Genomic DNA, 21,099 nt, shown 5'->3' with positions numbered 1-21,099 from the left:
ACAACTGAGCACGATAACACGAAATGATTTGATGCAGTAAATGACCCAATGACAACAAATACACTGTTTTTCCGAAAAGCCATTTACATTTGTAGCGTCTTTTTTTTATGTCTGCTCTCTCAGGGATGCTCCGTTAAACAGGGAGACCTGAAAAAAATCATTCAGACATCGTCTGCTTCTGAGATAGATAAATATAAAGATGGTGTTATTGAAGATCTCAAAGCATACAAAAGAAAACTGGATCTCAGGAACCCTTATTCTTTTGATCCGGAATTAAAAGATAAAATCGTTCAGGAAATCGATTCCGGCAAAAACACCATCAATCTTATTCAGGATGACAAAGAACTAACCACAGAAAACGAATATCTGCATTATGCCTTTTCCCCTGAGCATGTGAAATATCGTAACGACCTTCTCATTCTGGGCTTATACAAAATCATCTATAAAGCATACGATTTAAGCACAGATCATAAATTTACGGCAATTGAGTACAATTCTAAATCGCTACAACAATTGTATAAATATTTACAGGTTGTCAGATGGAAAATACTCACTAATAAAGACAACGAAGGAAAATATATATTTCTGACCTGGCAAAACAACTGGCAAGTTGAGTTGATGAAAAACCCAACCAGGGATCTGAACACCATCAATGAGCTGAATTATATAAAACAGGGCCGGGAAACCCTTTTTGATCACTCAAACTTTTCTTTTGAAGTGTTGATTACCAGAATGCTTTTAAACGTAAAATATTCTCTGGAAGAAACCAACATCGAACCAGTAGATATGAGTGTCAGCGCATTAAAAACTTTTGCCTTTATCATCTAATTCTTTGAAGCCAGGGATCCTTCGGACTTTCTGGCGACAAGAGATTTAACGATATTGGGCAACAATGACATCGCGATCATACCCACCATCAGAGCATACTGAAAGGGAGAATAACTTTCCCCTAATAGCACCAGTCCACACAAAATTCCAGCCATCGGATTAGCAACACCGGAAAAAGTAAATTCAACCAACGAAATTTTCTGTAATGTCCACACATACAATGAGTAGGCAAAAGCAGTATTCATCAGAATAATCCAGCAAAGCCCGGATAAGTTATCAGAAGATAAGCGGTTCCATACAGAAAGATATTCATCCGGATGAATGTAAGCATCACCGGCAGACAGTAATACAAGGATAAAACCACCGGCTAGTAGCTGCCAGGTCACGATACTCCACCAATGCGTCTTCATTCCCATTTTCTGAGTCAGTAAGCTCCCGGTAACAATGCATAACACAGCGACCAACAAAGCAACCAACCCAATAGGATTCAATGAAATTGATTGAGGGTTAAACAGCAGCCCGGCAATCAAAATCAACCCAATACCTGAAATAATCTGCAACATTGACGGTTTTTTTCTGGTTAATATCCATTGAATAAGCATGGCAAAAACCGGAACAGACATCATTCCGACGCTGGAGATCGCAGAAGGAAGGGTCAGCGCCATAACAAAAATGCAGATAAAGAAAATGCCAATGTTAATGACTCCGGTCACACTGAGTTTCACCAATACACCAATAGAAGGTACTACGGGCCTCAGGGCCAGAAGAATCAAACCGGCCGGAAACGCTCTCAGCGCACCAAGAAGCAATGGAGGCCATCCGGACAAATACGCCTGAGTAACGGAATACGTGGTACCCCACAAAAAAGAAGCAATAAAAGCCAACAATAAATTCATATTAAGAATCTTTACATTAAGATATATCTTAACTGTTATCATAGTTGCTTTTTATTCATTGTAAAGTATCTTTATGTGAAGATTTACTCTTCAGGAATCAAAATGGACTCACTTGACCGAATTCTGAATCAATGGGCTATAGAGAAGCCAGAACTCGATACGCTTCCCATGGGGATACTTGGTCGTCTGCTACGGCTAAGTAAACATCTGGAAACAGAAATCAGTCAAACTCACCATCAATTTGGCTTAAAGCTGGGTGAATTTGATGTATTAGCAACACTGAGAAGAGCAGGAAACCCTTATGCGTTGACTCCTTCAGAGCTGCTCAGCAGCTTATTACTTACTTCCGGGGCTATGACTAACCGTCTGGATAAACTAGAAAATAAGCAGTTGATCACCCGTCAGCATAATAAAGAAGACAGACGTAGTGTTTCAATTCAGCTAACACCACAAGGGCTGCAGCTGATTGACAGGGCATTAGTTGCTCACGTCGAAACACAGCACGGCCTGTTAGAGTGCCTGAACGAAGATAAAAAAGAATATGTAAATGAAATACTTAAAGACTGGTTAAGAGAGTTTGAACTGCCTCAAAAATGAGATTAAACTTGTAATATTCACAAGCTCTCTCATGATCAGCCAGAAAATACAGAGGTTCAGCATTCAGATGAAATATTTCTGTTTTATTATTAATATTAAAAATAAGACACTGACAGCTTGAATCCTCTTTATACTAGTCAGTAAAATAATGCCTCCTGTCAACATCCAGACAGGCTGGCTCAAACACGAATGTTAGAGTTACCCGACACCTAAAGTGATTCGCTTCACCTGAGCTTTAATTTGATCTAGTATGGTTATTAACAAAACTATAGATATCTGCGAATGAAAAAAAGTAACCTGGAAACCAATACCGGTCACCGCTTTATTTCAAAAGCGAAGACAGCGTACAAAATACATATCCATACACCGGAGGATAAGGTACTTCACCGTTGTCGGTTTCGTTCGCATTGGTGAAACTAGAGGGCTAAAGAAAGCCATTAAGCTCCGTAATGAGTTAGGCAGAGAAATGTGGGGAAAACACTGGCGAATGCTACTGAAAGATCCGTTTCTGATGACCCGACTTCCCCATAGCTTAGAACCCAAAATCATCTATAAACCCCGCCCGACAAAAGAAAACCCTGAGTATCGTGATGCCTGCTATATAGCAGCCTGGCGAACTTACGATAACGATGGCAAGTGCCACTTTAAAAGTGTAGTTTGTTCTATCAATAAACACGGAAAACTGGCAGCTTATACCAAAACGAAAAAAGCCCTCCTAGATGCCCATCAGGAATACCTTGATATTCTGATATACATGGGAAGACTCAATAGCATTGATCTGAAATAGGCCTGAATAACAGCAAGCACAACATTATTACTCAGACCTGTGCCCATAAATATAATGAGTGCTATTCAACCACTTTATATTCAAATTCCGGAATCGTAATATCTACACGTCGGTTTTGCTCTCTTCCCATCCGGGTTTCATTTGACGCAATAGGTTCAAGCTCACCTTTCCCTTCAGCCATAATCCGTGTTGAATCAATACCATTTTCTTCCAGGTACGTAGCAACGGCATTTGCGCGCTGTTCAGACAACATCTGATTATACTTCATAGAACCGGTTGAGTCCGTATGACCGACAATGGTGACCATGGCCTGCGGATATGTATTCATAAAGGTAATCACTTCCTGCAGGTGGGTTTTCGCTGAATCGGTTAATACAGCACTGTTCAGTGCGAAACTGTCAGAACTGTTCAGTGATTTTTTGTACGTATGAACAACTGGCTGCGGTGCAACAACGGGTTCCGGCTCAGGCTCAGCAACCGGTTCTTCCCGAACAACAACGGGTTCCGGCTCAGCACCACCAAACTTATAAGACACACCCAGGGTAATGAAATTGTTGTTTGCTTTAACGACATCGTTGTTAATGTCGGTCAGTTTCTGATATTCCAGACGGGCTGTCAGATGACGGTTAATTGCGTACTCAGCACCTACGGCAGCAAGATAAGACATATCCTGTTCCTGACCATAATCAACATAAGCACCACCCGTTTTCAGGTACGCGGAAAAGTGATCATAAACAGGCAAACTGAATTTCGGTGCAAGAGTAATAGCACTAACCGAACGATTATTAATACCTGAACCAACAATTTTGCCAAGATAATCGTATCCGGCTTCGATTCCCAGATAGTCAGTCATCTCGTAGCCGACAAAACCACCCAGACCTATTTTGTTATCATCACATGCACCAGAAGAAGAACATGCCCCGTTAAACCAGGATGCCCCCTCTTTTGCACCGACATAAATACCATCTGCCATTGACGCCATTGATGCTGTCGATACGGCAAGCAATGACATAGAAACGACTGCCAACTTTTTCATTGTTATCTTCCTCTGAAATGAATGTCCGAGAAACGAACGTTTCACACCCTATGCGCAATTAGCATATAGGTAATGTATAGTATTAAGTACAGGGTTAAAATATCACTATGTCAAGTAATTGTTACTTTTTTGAGCAGTTCGATTTAAGTGGTAAATATAGTGTTTGGAAATAAAAAAACCGCAGCGTTTCCACTACGGTTTACTCTTTTTTGGACTAGACTAAAAAGTTCTAAGCGTTGTTTGCTTCGCGCTGAGCAATGAATTCCAGCGCCATTTTGATACGCTCAACCACACGTTTCTTACCTATTAATGCCATCGTTGCATCCACTGAAGGCGACTGTCCGGCACCGGTAACTGCCACACGGAGAGGCATACCGACCTTGCCCATTCCAACTTCAAGTTCTGCACATACTTCTTCGATTACTTTATGCAGATTTTCAGCCGTCCAGCCATTAATGGCTTCGATTTTTTCAAGAGCAAGTGTTAGTGGTCCTTTTGCCACTCCCCGTAGATGTTTTTTCGCTGCCGTTGCGTCAAACTCGGTAAAATCTTCATAAAAATAACGGGACTGTTGCGCCAGTTCGACCAGTGTATGACAACGTTCACCGACAAGTTTAATGACCGCTTCCATTGCCGGACCGGTTTCTTTATTAATGTTCTGATCGTTAAAATGCCACTCCAGATGTTCAGCAACATGGCTGGGATCTGACGTTTTTATATAGTGGTTATTCAACCAAAGTAATTTATCCGTATTGAATGCTGACGCAGATTTACTGATCGCATCCAGACTGAAATGCTGGATCATTTCGTCAATGGTAAAGACTTCCTGATCACCATGAGACCAGCCGAGACGAACCAGATAGTTCAAAAGCGCTTCCGGTAAATAACCTTCATCACGGTACTGCATAACAGAAACAGCACCATGACGTTTTGACAATTTAGCCCCATCGTCTCCTAAAATCATTGCACAATGTGCAAAAGTAGGAATCTCTGCGCCAAGTGCTTTATAAATATTGATCTGGCGGGCTGTGTTATTGATGTGGTCTTCACCACGGACTACGTGAGTGATTTTCATATCCCAATCGTCAACGACCACACAAAAGTTATAGGTCGGAGAACCATCCGTCCGGCGAATAATCAAATCATCTAACTGGCTATTGCTGATTTCAATCCGGCCACGAATCTTATCATCAAAAATAACGCTGCCTTCCGTTGGATTACGGAAACGAACACAACAGGGATCACCCTCTTTCGCAGCATCATTCACGGCTTTAATTTTAGGGTGATTTGCATCATATCTTGGGTTTTGTTTATTGGCTTCCTGTTCCGCACGAACTTCATCTAATAATTCTTTAGGTGCATAACACTTATAGGCTTTCCCTTCAGCCAATAGTTTCTCAACAACTTCATCATAACGATCAAAACGTTTGGTCTGGTAATAAGGACCTTCATCCCATTCCAGTCCAAGCCAGCTCATACCTTCAAGAATCGCATCAACAGCAGGCTGAGTTGAACGTTCTAAGTCAGTATCTTCGATACGTAGAACAAATTCTCCGCCTTGGTTTTTTGCGTATAACCAGGAATATAAAGCAGTGCGGGCACCGCCTACATGTAAAAAGCCAGTCGGGCTTGGTGCAAAACGAGTTTTAACCGTCATATGATTTACCTTAGATTCAAACTAAGCCGAGAATTCAGCTTAAGTCACTTTTTGGGCGGTATTCTAGCACCCGAAAGTTAATAACGACAATGACTCTCCCGTTTAAATTATCATTAAAGCTGAAAACCTATCTGTGATTATTCTTGACCTTCCCCCGACGTTAAGGTTTATCTTTTAAAGAACCCCTGAAAGACAAAGAGACGATCATGAACCATATGTCACTACCCTTGAGTGGATTAAACTGTATGGGCTGCGCTAAAAAACTGGAAAACAGTCTGAAAAAAGCTTTCAATGTCGAAATTTCTCAGCTGTCACCCACCTTTATTTCTATGGATATTGAGGCATCATTTGAGGATGTTGCTCAGCAAATAGAATCCATAGGGTACTCCGTTGCCAAACAGAGTTATCAGCTGTCCGGGCTTCATTGTGGTGGGTGTGTCAACAAACTGACTAAACATCTGGGTAGTTCTGAAGATATTCGTCATCTCATTGTGGAAAAAGAACAGATGACACTGGAAACCGCATTAAGTCCAGCCCAAATAAAAACGCTGGTTTCTGAAGTTGGCTTTGAAGCAAAAGACATAACCATTTCCGGATCTTCTGAAACAAAGACCGAACAGGAAGAACCGATAACGGATAACAAAAAAACTATCGGTTCTGAAGCGACACAAAAAAAAGACCGGCACTCCGAAAAGACGACTTCCTCCCCTGTAACAACACATCTGTTGATTAAAGGCATGACCTGCGCGAGCTGCGTCTCTTCTGTGGAAAAAGCACTCACAGCCGTTCCCTATGTTGACAGAGCCCAGGTGAATCTGGCAGAACAGAGTGCCATCGTTTTTTCCTCCCGTGACATCGAAATACAATCACTTTTACAATCGGTTGATAACACTGGTTATCAGGCGGAGCTGGTTGATAAGCCGGAGACACAACAGGCCAGATTGCAAAACCAGCAGCAACATATCATTAAGCAGCACAAACGGCATGCACTCTTTGGTCTGCTCATTGGCCTTCCGATTATGCTTTGGGGCGTATTGGGTGGCAGTATGATGATAACCACATTGAATGATCAAATTGGCTGGGGCATCGTCGCTCTTCTCTGCCTGTTATTATTGATGACATCCGGGAAAGCTTTTTACACTAACGCATGGAAATCCCTCAAACATAAAAGAGCGACGATGGACACTCTTGTTGCTCTGGGAACCGGAGCAGCCTGGCTTTACTCTACATTTGTCGTCTTATTCCCGGACTGGTTCCCGGCTCAGGCCCGGCATGTTTATTTTGAAGCCAGCGCGATGATTATTGGTTTGATTTCACTGGGTCATGCCATCGAATCAACGGCCAAAGCCAAAACGACGTTATCGCTGCAGGCGCTGATAAAGCTGCAACCGAAAAATGCGACCGTTCTTATCGAGGAACAAGAAAAAAATGTCCCCATCGAACAAATCAAACCGGGAATGGTGATTCATATAAAATCAGGCGAACAAATTCCGGTAGACGGGGAAATCATTGAAGGTCGTTCATATATTGACGAGTCCATGCTGACAGGCGAGCCCATTCCGGCCGAAAAAAAATCCGGAGACAAAGTATCCGCCGGCACAATCAATCAGGACGGAAGCCTGATTGTAAAAACCACCGGCATTGGTTCAGAAACGATGCTTGCCCGCATAATACACATGGTTCGCACTGCCCAAAGCAGCAAACCGGAAATAGCGAAATTAGCAGATAGAATTTCGGCGGTTTTTGTCCCTGTCGTGGTGAGCATTGCTATTTTTTCTGCTCTCATTTGGTTCATTGCCGGACCCGACCCAAAAATAAACTATATGCTGGTTGTCGCAACCACAGTTCTGATCATTGCCTGCCCCTGTGCATTAGGTTTAGCAACCCCGTTATCGGTGACTGTCGGAATCGGTAAAGCGGCCGAAATGGGCATTCTCATCAAAGATGCAGAAGCACTACAAACGGCCAGCACAATTGATACGGTGGTCTTTGATAAAACCGGCACACTCACAGAAGGGAAACCGGACGTTCAGAACTTTAAAGCGCTCACCGAGAACACGCAGGAGCTGTTGTCCATTGCTTATGCGCTGGAAAAAAATTCCGATCATCCGTTAGCGAAAGCCATTTGCCGGTATGCTCAGGAAAGAAATATCACCCCGCTGATCATTGACGATTTTCACAACCTCCGAGGACGCGGACTGTCTGCCTCCTATCATAATCAGAACGTCTTAATAGCATCGGTTGCTTATCTGAAAAGTCAGGAAATCGATATAAGCGGAGTCAGTGATGAACTGGTCAGATACGAACAACTTGCCCAGACCCCGATAGGCCTGTCAATCGACAACAAACTTCTGGGTATCTTCGCTCTGTCAGATACACTAAGAACCGCCGCTAAAGAAACCATAAGCCGGTTAAACCAAATGGGAATTGAAACTGTGATGCTAACAGGAGATCAGTCATCCGTCGCGCAGGCAATCGGAAAATCACTGGGCATACAAACGGTTATATCACAAGTTCTTCCGGATGAAAAAGCTCAGCACATTTCTGCACTCCAGAAACAGGGAAAAACCGTAGCAATGGTTGGTGATGGCATAAATGATGCGCCGGCACTTGCTAAAGCTGATATTGGAATCGCCATGGGGGAAGGAAGCGATGTAGCTATTGAAAGCGCCCAGATGACATTACTAACCCCGTCACCGGAACAGGTAATCAAAGCCATTAAGCTGTCAAAAGCAACATTCAGAAACATTAAACAAAACCTGTTTGGTGCCTTTATCTATAATGCGCTTGGAATACCGGTAGCCGCTGGCATTTTATTTCCACTGACCGGTTTTCTTCTTAACCCGGTAATAGCAGGGGCAGCAATGGCACTTTCTTCCATTACCGTAGTAAGTAATGCGAACCGGTTAAGATTCTTTGACCCGGATAGCTAATCCCAAATCCACGAATTTCTCCCTGAATAGGCCGTTTTCAGGGAGAGCAGGTCCCGATATAATAAACCGACAAATCATGTAATACTAATGTATTAACACATCAGGATAAGGGACATATGAGTTTGCGAAACTGGTTTACTTCAGGCTTCTTATTTTTCTCGTTTTTTAGTCATGCAACCCCTATGTACTGGATGGCTGAGAAAAAAGGAGTGGAATACCTGCTGATAGGAACCGTTCACGTCGGAGATAAATCTATGTATCCCCTTCCCCGGGAAGTCACCCGCTTTTTAAAACAAAGCAACGGGTTAATACTTGAAGCCGATCTGGATGCCGGAGAATCACCAACATACCCAACAGATAGCGTCATGACGGAAGATGTTCTGAGCGATGTTCAGAAAAATCAGCTAAAACAGATTGCAAAGAAGTTGCAATTATCTCCTTACCGGCTATCCCATCTTCCCCCATGGTCTGCTGCTATCACTATCCAGATAACGCAACTAAATCAATTGGGATATTCCGCTGCTCTTGGCGTTGACCGCCATCTTATTGCTCTCGCCAAAAAAGAACATATTCCTGTTTATGGGTTAGAAACACTTCAATCTCAACTCGATATGCTAACCGAACAAAATGACAGTGGAAAAGAGTTGCTAATATCTGCCCTGGATGACTGGAAACACAACAAGAACAATTTATTATGCATGCTCAAAAGCTGGAAATCCGGAGATGAGAAAAACCTGAATGAACTGGTCAGGCAAACATCGATGTCAAAGCAACTAAGCAGAGCCTTAGAAACAAACAGAAATAAAAATTGGGCTAAAAAACTGACGTCTGAAACGTTTTCAACAAAAAAAATCCGGCAAATATCTTGTTGCTGTCGGGTTACTGCATCTGATCGGCAATGATAATCTGATTGAGCTGTTAAAAGAACAAGGATTTGCTGTTGTGCAAAAAGGAAGACAGGAAAAATCCGGATGTCGATTTCTAAATTAAACAATCAGTAATCAGAAACGAAAAAACCCCGATAAATCGGGGTTTCAGAATATGGTCGGTGAAGAGGGATTCGAACCCCCGACCCTCTGGTCCCAAACCAGATGCGCTACCAAACTGCGCTATTCACCGGAACGAGGCGTATATTACTCATTCTTTTTCCGAAAGCAATAGTTAATTGCATATTTTTGTCATTTTCAGTTCGTTCGAACAAATAACAACCAGACCCAAATTTGTGAGGACAGGCACAGCATCGAAAACTAATGATATTACTAATATTCCAATATTGATCTATATCAAAAGGCTTTCATATCCAAGCCGTTATTTTTAATTTTGTCTTCTCACTTTGACGAAACTTCAGTCTCAACTAAATGGCTCCTGACTTTCAGGCTAATTTTAGTTTTGCGCTTATATCGTTTCTATATCTCAAGGTCATGAATGACAAATCTCCTCACTAGATCGCTTAGCCCCAATAGTTTAAGCGGGACGCTATGCACCGGAGCAGATAAACTGTCTGCTCCGGATTTTTAGCTCTCAGACGCTTTACCGGTATTTCTTCTGCAAATTTCATTCGAATTTTTTTATCAGCTGGTATACTTTAAACGCAACCGACCAGATTACCTGGGTATATTAAGTAAAGGAGTCTGCTCATGTCTCGTGACGATAGCGATCTGTTTCAACAGATGATGGGCGATATCACCCCCATCAAACAAGATACGGTCAATTTAAAAAAAGCTTACCAGTTAACCGATGCCCATTTAGCCAAAAGAGAAGCTGCTGAAACCGTTACCGAAGGAGAACCTGATTACTTATCTCTTGATAATGCGCCATTGATTAGACCTGAAGACATTATTGCATTCAAACGAAATGGCGTTCAGGAAGGGGTATACCGGAAACTTCGTCTTGGAAAATACCCCATTCAGGCAAAACTCGATTTACATAAACGAACTTTAGAACAGGCAAGAACCGAAATCGTCCACTTTTTTAATAAATGCATGAGAATGGATATCCGGACCGTCATTCTTGTGCATGGAAAAGGTGAACGTTCCAATCCTCCAGCCTTAATGAAAAGCTACGTCGCCTACTGGTTACCTCAGATTAAAAATGTTCAGTGTGTTCACAGTGCACAACGTTTTCATGGCGGAACCGGAGCCGCTTACGTTTTATTACGAAAAAGTCAGGATAAAAAAATAGAAACGAAAGAAAGACATCAAAAACGACTTGGTTAAATAGCCCGGTTTAATGTTAAACTTGCACCTTCTGGCACATCCGCCATTATTATTCATCTGCCGTTGAGAAACGTTAAGAGGCATCTATGTCATCCGAACTTAAACGTCTAAATAAATACATTAGTGAAACAGGATACTGCTCCCGTAGAGAAGCAGACCGGCTCATTGAAGCGGCTTTAGTTACCGTAAACGGACAAATACCGGAAATGGGACTGAAAGTCAGCGATAACGATGAAATACTGATTAAGGGCTTACCCCTAAAGCCCAAAGCAAAACCCATCTATATCGCATTGAATAAGCCAGCCGGTATCACCTGTACAACAGAACGTCATGTTGAAGGCAACATCGTTGACTTTGTTAATCATAAAACGCGAATATTCCCTATTGGCCGGCTGGATAAGCCCTCTGAAGGATTGATCTTCCTGACCAACGACGGTGATGTGGTTAATAAGATTCTCCGGGCCGGAAACCAACATGAAAAAGAATACGTTGTCCGCGTCAATAAGCCGGTGACCAATGAATTCTTAACCCGGATGGCTTCCGGTGTCCCGATACTGGATACGGTAACCCTTCCCTGTCAGGTAAAAAAAGAAACGAATTATTCTTTTCGTATCACCTTAACACAAGGGTTGAACCGGCAGATCCGGCGTATGTGTGAAGCTCTTGGCTATGAGGTTTTCAAACTAAGACGGGTCAGAGTAATGAATATTACTATCGACGGTATACCAAACGGACAATGGCGGTATTTAGATCAGGACGAAATTACTCAGTTACTTTCGCTTTGTGAACAATCGGTAGGAACAGAGGAAGCATCCAGACAATCGAAAGACGGCACACTCATTCCCAAAGCGATGGATGCCAAACTGTATGATCATAAAAATCAAAACGTACCGGTAAAGAAACACAAAACCTATAAAGGGCATAATGCCGATGATCTGCGTTATGGTCCAAATTCAAAACGGCGGAAACAAGCGAATAAAACAGCAAGTCAGGCTAAAGAATCACGGCGTTCCGGTAATTCTTCTTCTCAGCCAAAGATCCGTAAAGCCGGCAAACTGAGTCTTAAGAAATAGCTAGACAGACGAAACGGCAGTCACCGACGACTGCCGTGTCATTTCACTGACATTCACTGAATACGGAATTAACCAAACTGAACATTATTCCGGCCCTGTTTCTTGGCTTTATACATTGCTTTATCCGCCCGGCTTAGCATTGACTGAACTCTTTCCATCGGCTCACGTTCGACCAGTCCTATACTAACGGTGACATTGGGTGTCTCAGACTGATTCTGAATCTCTTTTCGTACAGATTCCAATAACTGAAGTGCTTTTTCTTTATCAATAAAAGGCAATACCAACACAAACTCCTCACCTCCCCACCGGCATACTTCTCCACGACCCGAAAGGTGTGACAAGCAGGTATCCGCAACGCGAGTCAAAACAAAGTCACCGATAGTATGACCATAAGTATCATTAACCTCTTTAAAATGGTCAATGTCCAGTAAAGCAAGTGAAAGGGGCGCATCCTTAACCGTTGTAACCTCACATTTTGTCTGAACCAGTTCATCAAACACCTGACGGTTATGTACTCCTGTCAACTTGTCCTTTGTTGCCATGGTTTCCAGCCGTGACTGATAATTTTTAAAGACCCAATGTGCAAGAATGATGACGGACAAGGCCACCAGCAAACTGATAACCAGATTATTAATAATTGCCCGCTTTAGGATCAATCCATTAAACTCATCTTTTTGCTCAACAATGATGAACCACTGAAACTCATCAACCCACCGGCTACTTATATAGCGGGTTTCCCCATTAAACTGGTAACTACCCGACATACTGGGAGACGTTAAAATTTTCTGAGCAATGTTTTTTAACCCCGGCCGATCATGTATTGATCTAAAATTCTCCTGGGTCTTTCCCTGTAGCGTCACATCGCCTAAATCGTTGATGAAATAGATGTCCCGCTCATAGCGTTTCTTATATTTTTCAATAATCTGTGAAACAGCATTCGAACTCAAACCCACACCGATAATACCAAGAAATTTATGAGAAAAATCATAAACACGGTAATTGACAAAAACAACAACCCTCGATGGATCAGCGGTATCTGAGTCGATGTTGATTTCATAATCCTTCCCCGGTTTCAGATTTTTAACCCGAAAATACCAGGAATCCGACATATTGGATCTGGAGACTTTTCTTAACACCCCACTGTAATGGTAGTAATTTTTCGTTTTATCAGAAACATAAAAACTGGACACCGTATTATACTGATGCTTTATTTCTTTCAGATAGTGGACCATCTTCAGTGAATTCACTTCCCCTGAGATCGTCCAGTCCCGAACGAATGTGTCCTGAGCCATTAGTGACGATATAAAGATGGGACGAATTAGATCCTGTTGTATTTCTGAATAAATATTATCACTGGTGAGCGGTAAAGAATCTTGCTGAATTTGTTCTTCCAGAGTTTCGTGAGCCATTTTATATGACATGTAACCCGTTACAATAAATCCCAGAGATATCAGACCAACAAGAATCCAACTGAACCTTTTTCTATTCATATTATTATGCAGTGCCTGTCTACTTTGAAAGGAATGGGTTTCCCCATTTTTATTTGCGTACTTAGCTACAGGGGTATCGGCACAAGAGAAATAAACCTTATTTTTTATACCACTATTTCGTGATATAAATCACAAAAAAAGAGGAGTATTCTCCTCTTCTATTAATAGCGCTCATTGTTCTAATGAAATCGATTACTATTTGGTACCAAAAATTTTATCGCCGGCATCACCCAAACCAGGAACGATGTAACCATTACTATTCAGTCTCTCATCAATAGCTGCTGTATAAAGCTCAACATCAGGATGAGCTTCTTCTAAAGCTTTAATACCTTCCGGAGCAGCCACTAAAACAAGAATTTTAAACTGAGTACATCCTTTCGATTTTAATAAATCAATGGTTGAAATCATTGAACCACCGGTTGCCAGCATAGGATCAACAACCAATGCAATACGTTCGTCAATATTAGAAGCTAACTTATTGAAATAAGGAACTGGCTCTAATGTTTTCTCATCACGATAAATACCAACAACACTGATTCTTGCACTTGGAATATGCTCTAATACGCCATCCATCATGCCAAGACCAGCACGAAGAATCGGAACGACTGTGACCTTTTTGCCTTTGATCTGCTCAACCTGTACAGGCCCATTCCACCCTTCAATTGTGATGCTCTCAGTTTCAAAATCTGCTGTTGCTTCATAAGTTAGCAGGCTACCTACTTCAGTCGCTAGCTCACGAAAACGCTTTGTGCTGATATCACCTTCTCTCATCAGACCCAGTTTATGTTTTACTAGAGGGTGCTTCACTTCAACAACTTTCATTTCCATCTCCGGCAGTATTAATAAACAAACGGGCGAAGTATACACTTTTTCTAAGGACATTCAGTACCCAATTAGTCGAAAAAAAACCACGCAAACGTTTTCCTTTTTAACTTTTCCCTGTAGAATAGCGCCGTTTTCATATCCAACTTAAAATCGAGGATTTCCCCGTGAGTGGCAATAACACTTCTTTGAGCTATAAAGACGCTGGTGTAGATATCGACGCAGGCAACGCGCTTGTTGAGAAAATTAAAGGTGCTGTAAAACGTACTCGTCGCCCGGAAGTAATGGGGGGTATTGGTGGTTTTGGCGCCCTGTGTGAATTACCGACCAAATACAAACAACCAGTTTTGGTCTCCGGTACGGACGGTGTAGGTACAAAGCTTCGCGTGGCTTTGGATATGAATAAACATGACACGATCGGTATCGATCTCGTCGCGATGTGTGTGAATGATCTCATCGTTCAGGGCGCAGAACCTCTGTTCTTCCTTGATTACTATGCAACAGGGAAGCTTGATGTTGACACTGCAGCAGACGTTGTTTCAGGCATAGCCGAAGGTTGTCTGCAGGCGGGTTGTTCACTTATCGGTGGTGAAACAGCAGAAATGCCCGGAATGTATGAAGGCGAAGATTACGACGTTGCTGGTTTCTGTGTCGGTGTGGTAGAAAAAGAAAATATCATTGATGGTTCAAAAGTTGCCGCAGGTGATGCTCTGATTGCCGTCGGCTCCAGCGGTCCTCATTCAAATGGATACTCATTAATTCGAAAAATCCTTGAAGTCTCAAAAGCAGATAAAAACGAGCTATTAGAGGGGAAACCGGTTGGTGAGCATCTGCTTGAACCCACACGTATCTATATCAAGTCAGGCCTTAAGCTTATTGCAGAGCATTCAATACACGCTATTTCTCATATTACCGGTGGCGGCTTCTGGGAAAATATTCCCCGGGTACTTCCTGAAGGAACTAAAGCCGTTATTAACGGTAACAGCTGGGAATGGCCGGCTATTTTCAACTGGCTTCAGAAAAAAGGCAACGTCGATACTCACGAAATGTACCGCACATTTAACTGTGGCGTAGGTCTCATAATCGCTCTTCCAAAGGATCAGGCTGAATCAGCAGTTGAACTTCTTGAGGCAGAAGGCGAAAATGCATGGATTATAGGTAATATCGCTGCTGCAACAGCAGATGAAGAACAAGTAGAGATCGTATAGTTCATGAAGAGTGTAGTTGTTTTAATTTCAGGAAATGGTACTAACTTACAAGCAATTCTGGATGCTTGTGATACAAGCATTAAAGATGGCAAAGTCACTGCCGTTTTTTCTAATAAAGCAACAGCTTATGGCTTGGAAAGAGCAAAGAAAGCGGGTGCGGACGCCGTATTTATTGATCCAAAAGCATTCGATACCCGGGATGCTTTTGACCGTTCTTTAATGGAACAAATTGATGAACATACCCCCGACCTGATAGTTCTGGCCGGCTACATGAGAATATTAAGCGGTGAATTTGTTCGCCATTATCTTGGACGAATGATAAATATTCACCCATCTTTACTTCCTAAATATCCCGGCCTGAATACGTATCAACGGGCTATTCATGCCGGAGATGAAGAACATGGTACCAGTGTTCATTTTGTAACAGAACAACTTGATGGTGGTCCTGTTATCATGCAGGCCCGTATTCCAATCCTCGATGAGGATACAGTGGAGTCTCTGACTAAAAAAGTTCAGGAAAAAGAACACATTATCTATCCACTAGTCGTTCAATGGTTCGTTGAAAATCGTCTTGAAATGAAAGAAGGGAAAGCCTTCTTAGACGGAGAACCGCTGGGAATGAATGGTTTTATCAAAAGATAAAGCGCCCCTAAAACCGGTACAATAAAAAACGGATGCACAACTGGCATCCGTTTTTTTATTCAGAATCTTCCAGAGGCGCCTGATTACCCGGTTTCTTTTCTGCAAAAGGAACGTCTTTCAGTTCCTCTGAATTACTGGCAACCTGTTGGCCAAAGTAAAACAAGTTAAATTCTCCTGGTTTCATTCGATGCCAGACTTCATTCATCGTCAGCGGCTGAGTAGCAACCACAGAGACAACATCATCCGGCGTCGTTTCTTCCTGAAAATTAACTTCCACGTCTTCATCAATAAGGGCTGCCGTACCAAATGGCGCTTTACGGGTAATCCAGTACAAATGATTAGTACAATAAGTCATCACATGCTCTCCGTTAGACAAAAGCATGTTAAAAACGCCCATAGTTCTTAACTCATCACAGCATTCGGCAATAAACAGGCAAATGGTCTTAAAATCATCCGGAGGCGTCACAAAGTGCTCTTCAAGACGCTTAAGAAGCCAACAAAACGCTTTCTCGCTGTCGGTTGCGCCAACAGGCCGATGATTCCCGGTATCTAACTTTTGATAACCGGTAAGCTGGCCATTGTGCGCAAATGTCCAAAATTGCCCCCACAGTTCTCTGGTAAAAGGGTGCGTATTTTCTAAATTCACACCACCCCGGTTTGCCTGACGGATATGACTTATCACTGCACAACTTTTAATAGGATAATTTTGGACTAATTCAGCAATTTTAGACTGATAACCCGGTTGAGGGTCCTTAAACGTTCTGAAACCCTTACCTTCATAGAACGTAATACCCCAACCATCTTTATGAGGACCGGTACGCCCTCCACGTTGCATGAGTCCGGTAAAACTGAAGCAAATATCAGTCGGCACATTTGCACTCATGCCGAGCAATTCACACATTGAAAGATTCTCCCGTTATCTTCTTTGAAAACAGCAATTAAGCCATCTCTTTTTCAATCAGCATAATCAGAATATGAATAACCTTTATATGTACTTCCTGGATGCGATCCGCATAACCAAAATGAGGAACCCGGATTTCAATATCAGCCAGCCCGGCCATCTGACCGCCATCTTTCCCCGTCAGTGCAATGGTCTTCATTCCTTTGTCTTTCGCCGCATCAATGGCCTTAATAATATTTCCGGAATTACCCGACGTTGAGATACCCAAAAGCACGTCCCCTTCCTGACCAACCGCTTCAACATAACGTGAAAAGACGAAGTCATAACCAAAATCATTACTGACACAGGAAAGGTGGCTTGGATCTGAAATAGCAATACCTGCATATCCCGGTCTGTTTTCACGATAACGCCCAGTCAGTTCTTCTGCAAAGTGCATCGAGTCACAATGAGAGCCACCATTACCGCATGACAATACTTTCCCACCTTGTTTAAATGAATCTGCCAGTAATTTCGCAGCAGCTTCAATCTGTTCAAGGCAACGTTCATCATTCAGGAATTTATTAAGAACATCAGCAGCTTCTGTTAATTCATTTTTTATCAGATCGTGATACATGGCTTTTCTCTCGAATATACTTAAGTTAAGTGACTTTCAGGGATAAAAGTAAAATATAGTGGAGTTTACCGCAACCAAACAGTCTGTCGACCTTAAAATGAGTGTAACTTCTTATTCTTCGGGCATATTTAATTGCATTTCAGGTTTAAGTGCCTTTTTAGCGAGGACTTTTTTATAAGCAATCCAACCGATAAGCCCAAGTACGATAGCAACAACATTTAAAATAATGATAATAATCGTCATTTTAGAACGCTGAGCTTCCCGGGCCTCTATCTGAGCCTGTTGCTCTTCCAGCTTACGTTTCGCAGCCAGTGCTTCTTCCTGAAGTTTGCGGGTTTTTTCCAGGTCAATTTCATCGACGACACTATACGTATGCAGTGGAATGGTAAACTGTAATGGCCGGTTAGTAGAGAACTCCGTAGCATAAATTCGGCCATCCCATTTAAAATTGCCAAATTCACCTTTATTCGGTATGGACAGATTAACGGTAAACCCTTCTTCTGACGCTTTTCCTTCCACTGAAAAAACATTGTCATAAGAATCACGGTGATCAACATGAACCAACAATGAACCAGGAGCTATCGTTGCCTGTTCTCCGGTTACCACAATGTGATGAGGTTCGTTATCAATCCGGGACTGAATAAACGTTGTGGTTATAGGATTGGGATAAACCAGAATTTCCTGTTCCTGAGCTCTTAAAAAAACCCCATTTCCAGATGTGATTCGGGCAATGTATTTTCCGGGTTCTGCTGACATCGTAACACTGGCAGTGAAGACGCCATCTCCGGGGCGTTCATCAAGGCCACGGCCGTCATCACTAAATTCACCTAAAACAATGGGAGCAGGTCTGGCTTCCTTAGCAAGTTTATCCTGATTTTCCAGATACTTAATTAACGTAACTTTCAGCTTAACCCGGTCAAGAAAATCCCGGAGTGTAAGTGGTTTGCCATTAGAGGTTAAACGGGCTGTAAACTTCAGCTCTTCACCATGATACAACCTGAGCGGTAACTTCTGGGAAGTCAGCTCAAGGTTGGAGATGAGTTTAATATTGTTTTTAGGGGTTACTTTACCGATAGCCTGCCATGGGCCGGGCATAGGCTTGTCTATCGAAACGATATCCATAGACGATTCCTGATACCAGCGGACATTGTCCGGATGCCGTTGTGAATAGTATTTGACCCCATCGGGCCTGACTAATACCACCGGCCGGGACGGTTTACTCCGGTAGATAACAAAAGTGATTTGCGAGATGGTAGGGTCAACTCTGAAACGGTTATCCAGTAATGACATTTCACTTGTTGCAGCAACACTCTCAAACGCGAACAAAAGTCCGATTATGAGTAACAGTCTCTGCAACATAATATCTCCTAATTTCGCCAAAGGCAGGCGCCGCTCTTTTCAACTAAGTCCAATCTTTCTTCATGTGCAGTTAAGTCATCGGCAGAAGCGGTTAAAATCTTTAATGGTTTTCTGCCTGCGGATAACCTTTTTATGGTTTCACCGGCAGATCCTTCAGAACTATAAGCACCGGCAAACTGAATGCTGGTTTGTCCCCCGGTCATTAACAAATAAACGTCAGCAAGAATCTCAGCATCGAGTAACGCCCCATGCAACGTCCGGTGCGAATTATCAATTCCGTACCGATCACATAAAACGTCTAAGTTATTTCGCTTACCCGGAAAAATTTTCTTGGCCATCGCCAGCGTATCGGTCACTTTGCAATACTGTTCTGTCTGACCGACATGTTTATTCAGTTTGGAGAATTCGTAATCCATAAAACCGACGTCAAAGGGCGCGTTGTGAGCGACTAATTCTGCCCCTTTGATGAATTCCAGAAATTCATCGTGCACGTCAGGATACTCAGGTTTATCTCTCAAAAATTCATCCGTTATACCGTGAACTTCAATCGCTTCCGGCTGTATCTCCCGATCCGGTTTGAGATAAACATGAAAATGACGACCGGTCAGTTTCCGGTTTACAATTTCCACTGCACCAATTTCAATGATTCGGTGTCCTTCGTAGTGAGGCCCACCCTCCCGGTTCATACCCGTTGTCTCCGTATCGAGAACAACGATACGGTGATATTCAGAATTGCTGCTAGTACTCATAGGGTTAACTGTGTCAAACTATATCCAGATAATAATTAATATGTATGATATCAAATCATGAACAAACAAGTGGAAATTTTCACAGATGGCTCGTGTCTTGGCAACCCCGGGCCGGGAGGATATGGCATTGTGTTGCGTTATAAGGAACATGAAAAACATCTGTCAAAAGGATTTCATCTGACAACAAATAACCGGATGGAAATGCTTGCAGCAATCATTGCACTGAAAACATTAAAAGAACCATGCCGGGTAAAATTAACATCTGACAGTCAGTACGTCCGTCAGGGAATAACACAGTGGATTCATAACTGGAAAAAAAAAGGCTGGAAAACTGCAGATAAAAAGCCGGTGAAAAATGCAGATTTATGGAAATTGCTGGATGAACAGACCCAACGGCATGAAATTGAATGGCATTGGGTCAAAGGGCATGCCGGGCACAGAGAAAATGAAATCTGCGATGAACTGGCCCGTACGGCAGCAGAATCCCCGGCAGAACATGATGAAGAATACGAAAATCTGTCATCTACTTAATCGTGGTGTCAAACGGCTTAAGTTTCGTTCTGTAATTCAGACGTATCGGCGTCAGCGACCGTTTAAATTTCCAATGTGGTTTAATTAATTTAAGTGGATAAGTTCGTTTTCTTGCCACAATAAAATAAAGCGACCCCAAAGCCTTTGAACACTGACCTTTATTCTCCAGCCATATCCAGAATGGTCGGTAAGTTTCAAATGGAAACAATGCATACTGGTCACGCTCAATAACCTCGTAATTCAAAAGGCTTAACCAGTCAGTAATACGGTTAGGCGTAAACATCCTCCCACTCCATGGGAAGTACTTTTTACGCCATGGAAGAAAACTGGCTAAACCGACAAAGCTAATAGGATTAAAACCGGTAATAATCATATAACCATCATCCACTAACACTCTGTCCACTTCTCTTAACAAAAGATGGGGATCATTTGAGTAATCTAGCTGATGTGCAAGCACCACTGCATCGATGCTTTTTTCTAAAAATGGAAGATGGTAACTATCAGCAATAATCGTATGCAATGGATTTTCACTGTCAAGATGAATCTGGTGCTGGATACAGCAATTTTGACTAAGAAGCTCGCAGCTTAATCCGCCCAGCTTCAATAAGTGGTAACCAAACAATTTTGGACACCATTCATCAAAACGTGTTTGAATAGACTCTCTGACCCAAGGACCTGTTTTTAGTTGTTCCCAGGAGTGAGGAATATCGAATTTTTTTTTAATCCGTGCTGGTTCCATTTGACCCCGCAAAACTAAATGA

The 21,099-nt window shown here is 42.4% G+C and carries 20 protein-coding genes, 1 tRNA gene and 1 pseudogene; 11 read left to right on the top strand and 11 right to left on the bottom strand.

Annotation, left to right across the window (positions count from 1 at the left end; genetic code table 11):
• The first annotated feature begins 48 nt into the window (after positions 1 to 48).
• Positions 49 to 828: a hypothetical protein gene (locus LRQ06_RS11155; RefSeq protein ID WP_232766398.1), complete on the top strand. Its 780-nt coding sequence runs from the start codon at positions 49 to 51 to the stop codon at positions 826 to 828.
• On the opposite strand, the gene LRQ06_RS11150 is transcribed toward LRQ06_RS11155, so the two are convergent.
• On the bottom strand, positions 825 to 1,724 hold the full coding sequence (locus tag LRQ06_RS11150; RefSeq protein ID WP_232766397.1) for a DMT family transporter: 900 nt from the start codon (positions 1,722 to 1,724) through the stop codon (positions 825 to 827). The two genes, LRQ06_RS11155 and LRQ06_RS11150, sit on opposite strands and share 4 nt — an antisense overlap.
• A 102-nt stretch (positions 1,725 to 1,826) precedes the next feature.
• On the opposite strand from LRQ06_RS11150, the gene LRQ06_RS11145 reads away from it, so the two are divergent.
• Both LRQ06_RS11145 and LRQ06_RS11140 read left to right on the top strand, forming a co-directional pair.
• A complete protein-coding gene (locus LRQ06_RS11145; RefSeq protein WP_232766396.1) occupies positions 1,827 to 2,321 on the top strand; it encodes a MarR family winged helix-turn-helix transcriptional regulator in 495 nt (164 codons plus the stop codon).
• Positions 2,322 to 2,603: 282 nt separating this feature from the next.
• Positions 2,604 to 3,108: pseudogene (locus LRQ06_RS11140) on the top strand (Fe3+-citrate ABC transporter substrate-binding protein).
• A 61-nt stretch (positions 3,109 to 3,169) separates the two neighbouring features.
• Here LRQ06_RS11140 and LRQ06_RS11135 read toward each other — a convergent pair.
• Positions 3,170 to 4,144 carry an OmpA family protein gene (locus LRQ06_RS11135; protein WP_232766395.1) on the bottom strand — a complete coding sequence of 325 codons (975 nt, stop codon included), beginning with the start codon at positions 4,142 to 4,144 and terminating at the stop codon, positions 3,170 to 3,172.
• 229 nt (positions 4,145 to 4,373) lie between these two features.
• A complete protein-coding gene (gene gltX, locus LRQ06_RS11130) occupies positions 4,374 to 5,801 on the bottom strand; it encodes a glutamate--tRNA ligase (RefSeq protein WP_232766394.1) in 1,428 nt (475 codons plus the stop codon).
• A 206-nt stretch (positions 5,802 to 6,007) separates the two neighbouring features.
• Between gltX and LRQ06_RS11125 the strand changes: the two genes are divergently transcribed.
• The 3 genes from LRQ06_RS11125 to LRQ06_RS21205 all read left to right on the top strand — a co-directional run bounded on the left by LRQ06_RS11125 (position 6,008) and on the right by LRQ06_RS21205 (position 9,724).
• Complete coding sequence (locus LRQ06_RS11125; protein WP_232766393.1) at positions 6,008 to 8,734, top strand: heavy metal translocating P-type ATPase; 2,727 nt, start codon at positions 6,008 to 6,010, stop codon at positions 8,732 to 8,734.
• Positions 8,735 to 8,850: 116 nt separating this feature from the next.
• Positions 8,851 to 9,636 (top strand): TraB/GumN family protein, encoded by a 786-nt coding sequence (locus tag LRQ06_RS11120; protein WP_232766392.1) that lies wholly within the window; start codon positions 8,851 to 8,853, stop codon positions 9,634 to 9,636.
• A complete protein-coding gene (locus LRQ06_RS21205; protein ID WP_373054829.1) occupies positions 9,563 to 9,724 on the top strand; it encodes a TraB/GumN family protein in 162 nt (53 codons plus the stop codon). The genes LRQ06_RS11120 and LRQ06_RS21205 overlap by 74 nt, the downstream gene beginning before the upstream one ends.
• A gap of 52 nt (positions 9,725 to 9,776) precedes the next feature.
• Here the strand turns inward: LRQ06_RS21205 and LRQ06_RS11115 are convergent.
• Positions 9,777 to 9,853 (bottom strand) — tRNA-Pro (locus tag LRQ06_RS11115).
• 518 nt (positions 9,854 to 10,371) lie between these two features.
• Here LRQ06_RS11115 and smrA point away from each other — a divergent pair.
• Together smrA and rluF are read left to right on the top strand one after the other, a co-directional pair.
• Entirely contained in the window at positions 10,372 to 10,950 is a 579-nt protein-coding gene (gene smrA / locus LRQ06_RS11110; protein WP_232766391.1) for a DNA endonuclease SmrA, read from the top strand.
• Between the two features lie 86 nt (positions 10,951 to 11,036).
• The gene (gene rluF, locus LRQ06_RS11105; RefSeq protein WP_232766390.1) at positions 11,037 to 12,023 is read left to right on the top strand and encodes a 23S rRNA pseudouridine(2604) synthase RluF; all 987 of its coding nucleotides are present in this window, start codon (positions 11,037 to 11,039) and stop codon (positions 12,021 to 12,023) included.
• A 68-nt stretch (positions 12,024 to 12,091) separates the two neighbouring features.
• Here the strand turns inward: rluF and LRQ06_RS11100 are convergent, their stop codons facing one another.
• Positions 12,092 to 13,513: a sensor domain-containing diguanylate cyclase gene (locus LRQ06_RS11100; protein ID WP_232766389.1), complete on the bottom strand. Its 1,422-nt coding sequence runs from the start codon at positions 13,511 to 13,513 to the stop codon at positions 12,092 to 12,094.
• A gap of 195 nt (positions 13,514 to 13,708) precedes the next feature.
• Entirely contained in the window at positions 13,709 to 14,335 is a 627-nt protein-coding gene (gene upp / locus LRQ06_RS11095; RefSeq protein ID WP_232766388.1) for a uracil phosphoribosyltransferase, read from the bottom strand.
• A gap of 167 nt (positions 14,336 to 14,502) precedes the next feature.
• Here upp and purM point away from each other — a divergent pair, with 167 nt between their 5' ends.
• Both purM and purN read left to right on the top strand, forming a co-directional pair.
• On the top strand, positions 14,503 to 15,543 hold the full coding sequence (gene purM / locus LRQ06_RS11090; RefSeq protein ID WP_232766387.1) for a phosphoribosylformylglycinamidine cyclo-ligase: 1,041 nt from the start codon (positions 14,503 to 14,505) through the stop codon (positions 15,541 to 15,543).
• A gap of 3 nt (positions 15,544 to 15,546) precedes the next feature.
• Complete coding sequence (gene purN, locus LRQ06_RS11085; protein ID WP_232766386.1) at positions 15,547 to 16,185, top strand: phosphoribosylglycinamide formyltransferase; 639 nt, start codon at positions 15,547 to 15,549, stop codon at positions 16,183 to 16,185.
• 55 nt (positions 16,186 to 16,240) lie between these two features.
• Here the strand turns inward: purN and LRQ06_RS11080 are convergent, their stop codons facing one another.
• The 4 genes from LRQ06_RS11080 to dnaQ all read right to left on the bottom strand — a co-directional run bounded on the left by LRQ06_RS11080 (position 16,241) and on the right by dnaQ (position 19,807).
• Positions 16,241 to 17,086 carry a class II glutamine amidotransferase gene (locus LRQ06_RS11080; RefSeq protein ID WP_232766385.1) on the bottom strand — a complete coding sequence of 282 codons (846 nt, stop codon included), beginning with the start codon at positions 17,084 to 17,086 and terminating at the stop codon, positions 16,241 to 16,243.
• Positions 17,087 to 17,123: 37 nt separating this feature from the next.
• On the bottom strand, positions 17,124 to 17,699 hold the full coding sequence (lpcA, locus tag LRQ06_RS11075; RefSeq protein WP_232766384.1) for a D-sedoheptulose 7-phosphate isomerase: 576 nt from the start codon (positions 17,697 to 17,699) through the stop codon (positions 17,124 to 17,126).
• A gap of 111 nt (positions 17,700 to 17,810) precedes the next feature.
• Complete coding sequence (locus tag LRQ06_RS11070) at positions 17,811 to 19,058, bottom strand: TIGR03503 family protein (protein WP_232766383.1); 1,248 nt, start codon at positions 19,056 to 19,058, stop codon at positions 17,811 to 17,813.
• An 8-nt stretch (positions 19,059 to 19,066) separates the two neighbouring features.
• Positions 19,067 to 19,807 carry a DNA polymerase III subunit epsilon gene (dnaQ, locus tag LRQ06_RS11065; RefSeq protein ID WP_232766382.1) on the bottom strand — a complete coding sequence of 247 codons (741 nt, stop codon included), beginning with the start codon at positions 19,805 to 19,807 and terminating at the stop codon, positions 19,067 to 19,069.
• 57 nt (positions 19,808 to 19,864) lie between these two features.
• Between dnaQ and rnhA the strand changes: the two genes are divergently transcribed.
• Positions 19,865 to 20,338 carry a ribonuclease HI gene (gene rnhA, locus LRQ06_RS11060; protein ID WP_232766381.1) on the top strand — a complete coding sequence of 158 codons (474 nt, stop codon included), beginning with the start codon at positions 19,865 to 19,867 and terminating at the stop codon, positions 20,336 to 20,338.
• Here rnhA and LRQ06_RS11055 read toward each other — a convergent pair.
• Positions 20,331 to 21,077 carry a methyltransferase domain-containing protein gene (locus LRQ06_RS11055; RefSeq protein WP_232766380.1) on the bottom strand — a complete coding sequence of 249 codons (747 nt, stop codon included), beginning with the start codon at positions 21,075 to 21,077 and terminating at the stop codon, positions 20,331 to 20,333. The two genes, rnhA and LRQ06_RS11055, sit on opposite strands and share 8 nt — an antisense overlap.
• Positions 21,078 to 21,099: the final 22 nt, after the last annotated feature.

It is taken from the genome of Vibrio salinus, assembly GCF_021272385.1.
In the GTDB taxonomy this organism is placed as follows: domain Bacteria; phylum Pseudomonadota; class Gammaproteobacteria; order Enterobacterales; family Vibrionaceae; genus Vibrio; species Vibrio salinus.
This window is presented reverse-complemented; position numbering and strand designations above follow the sequence as displayed.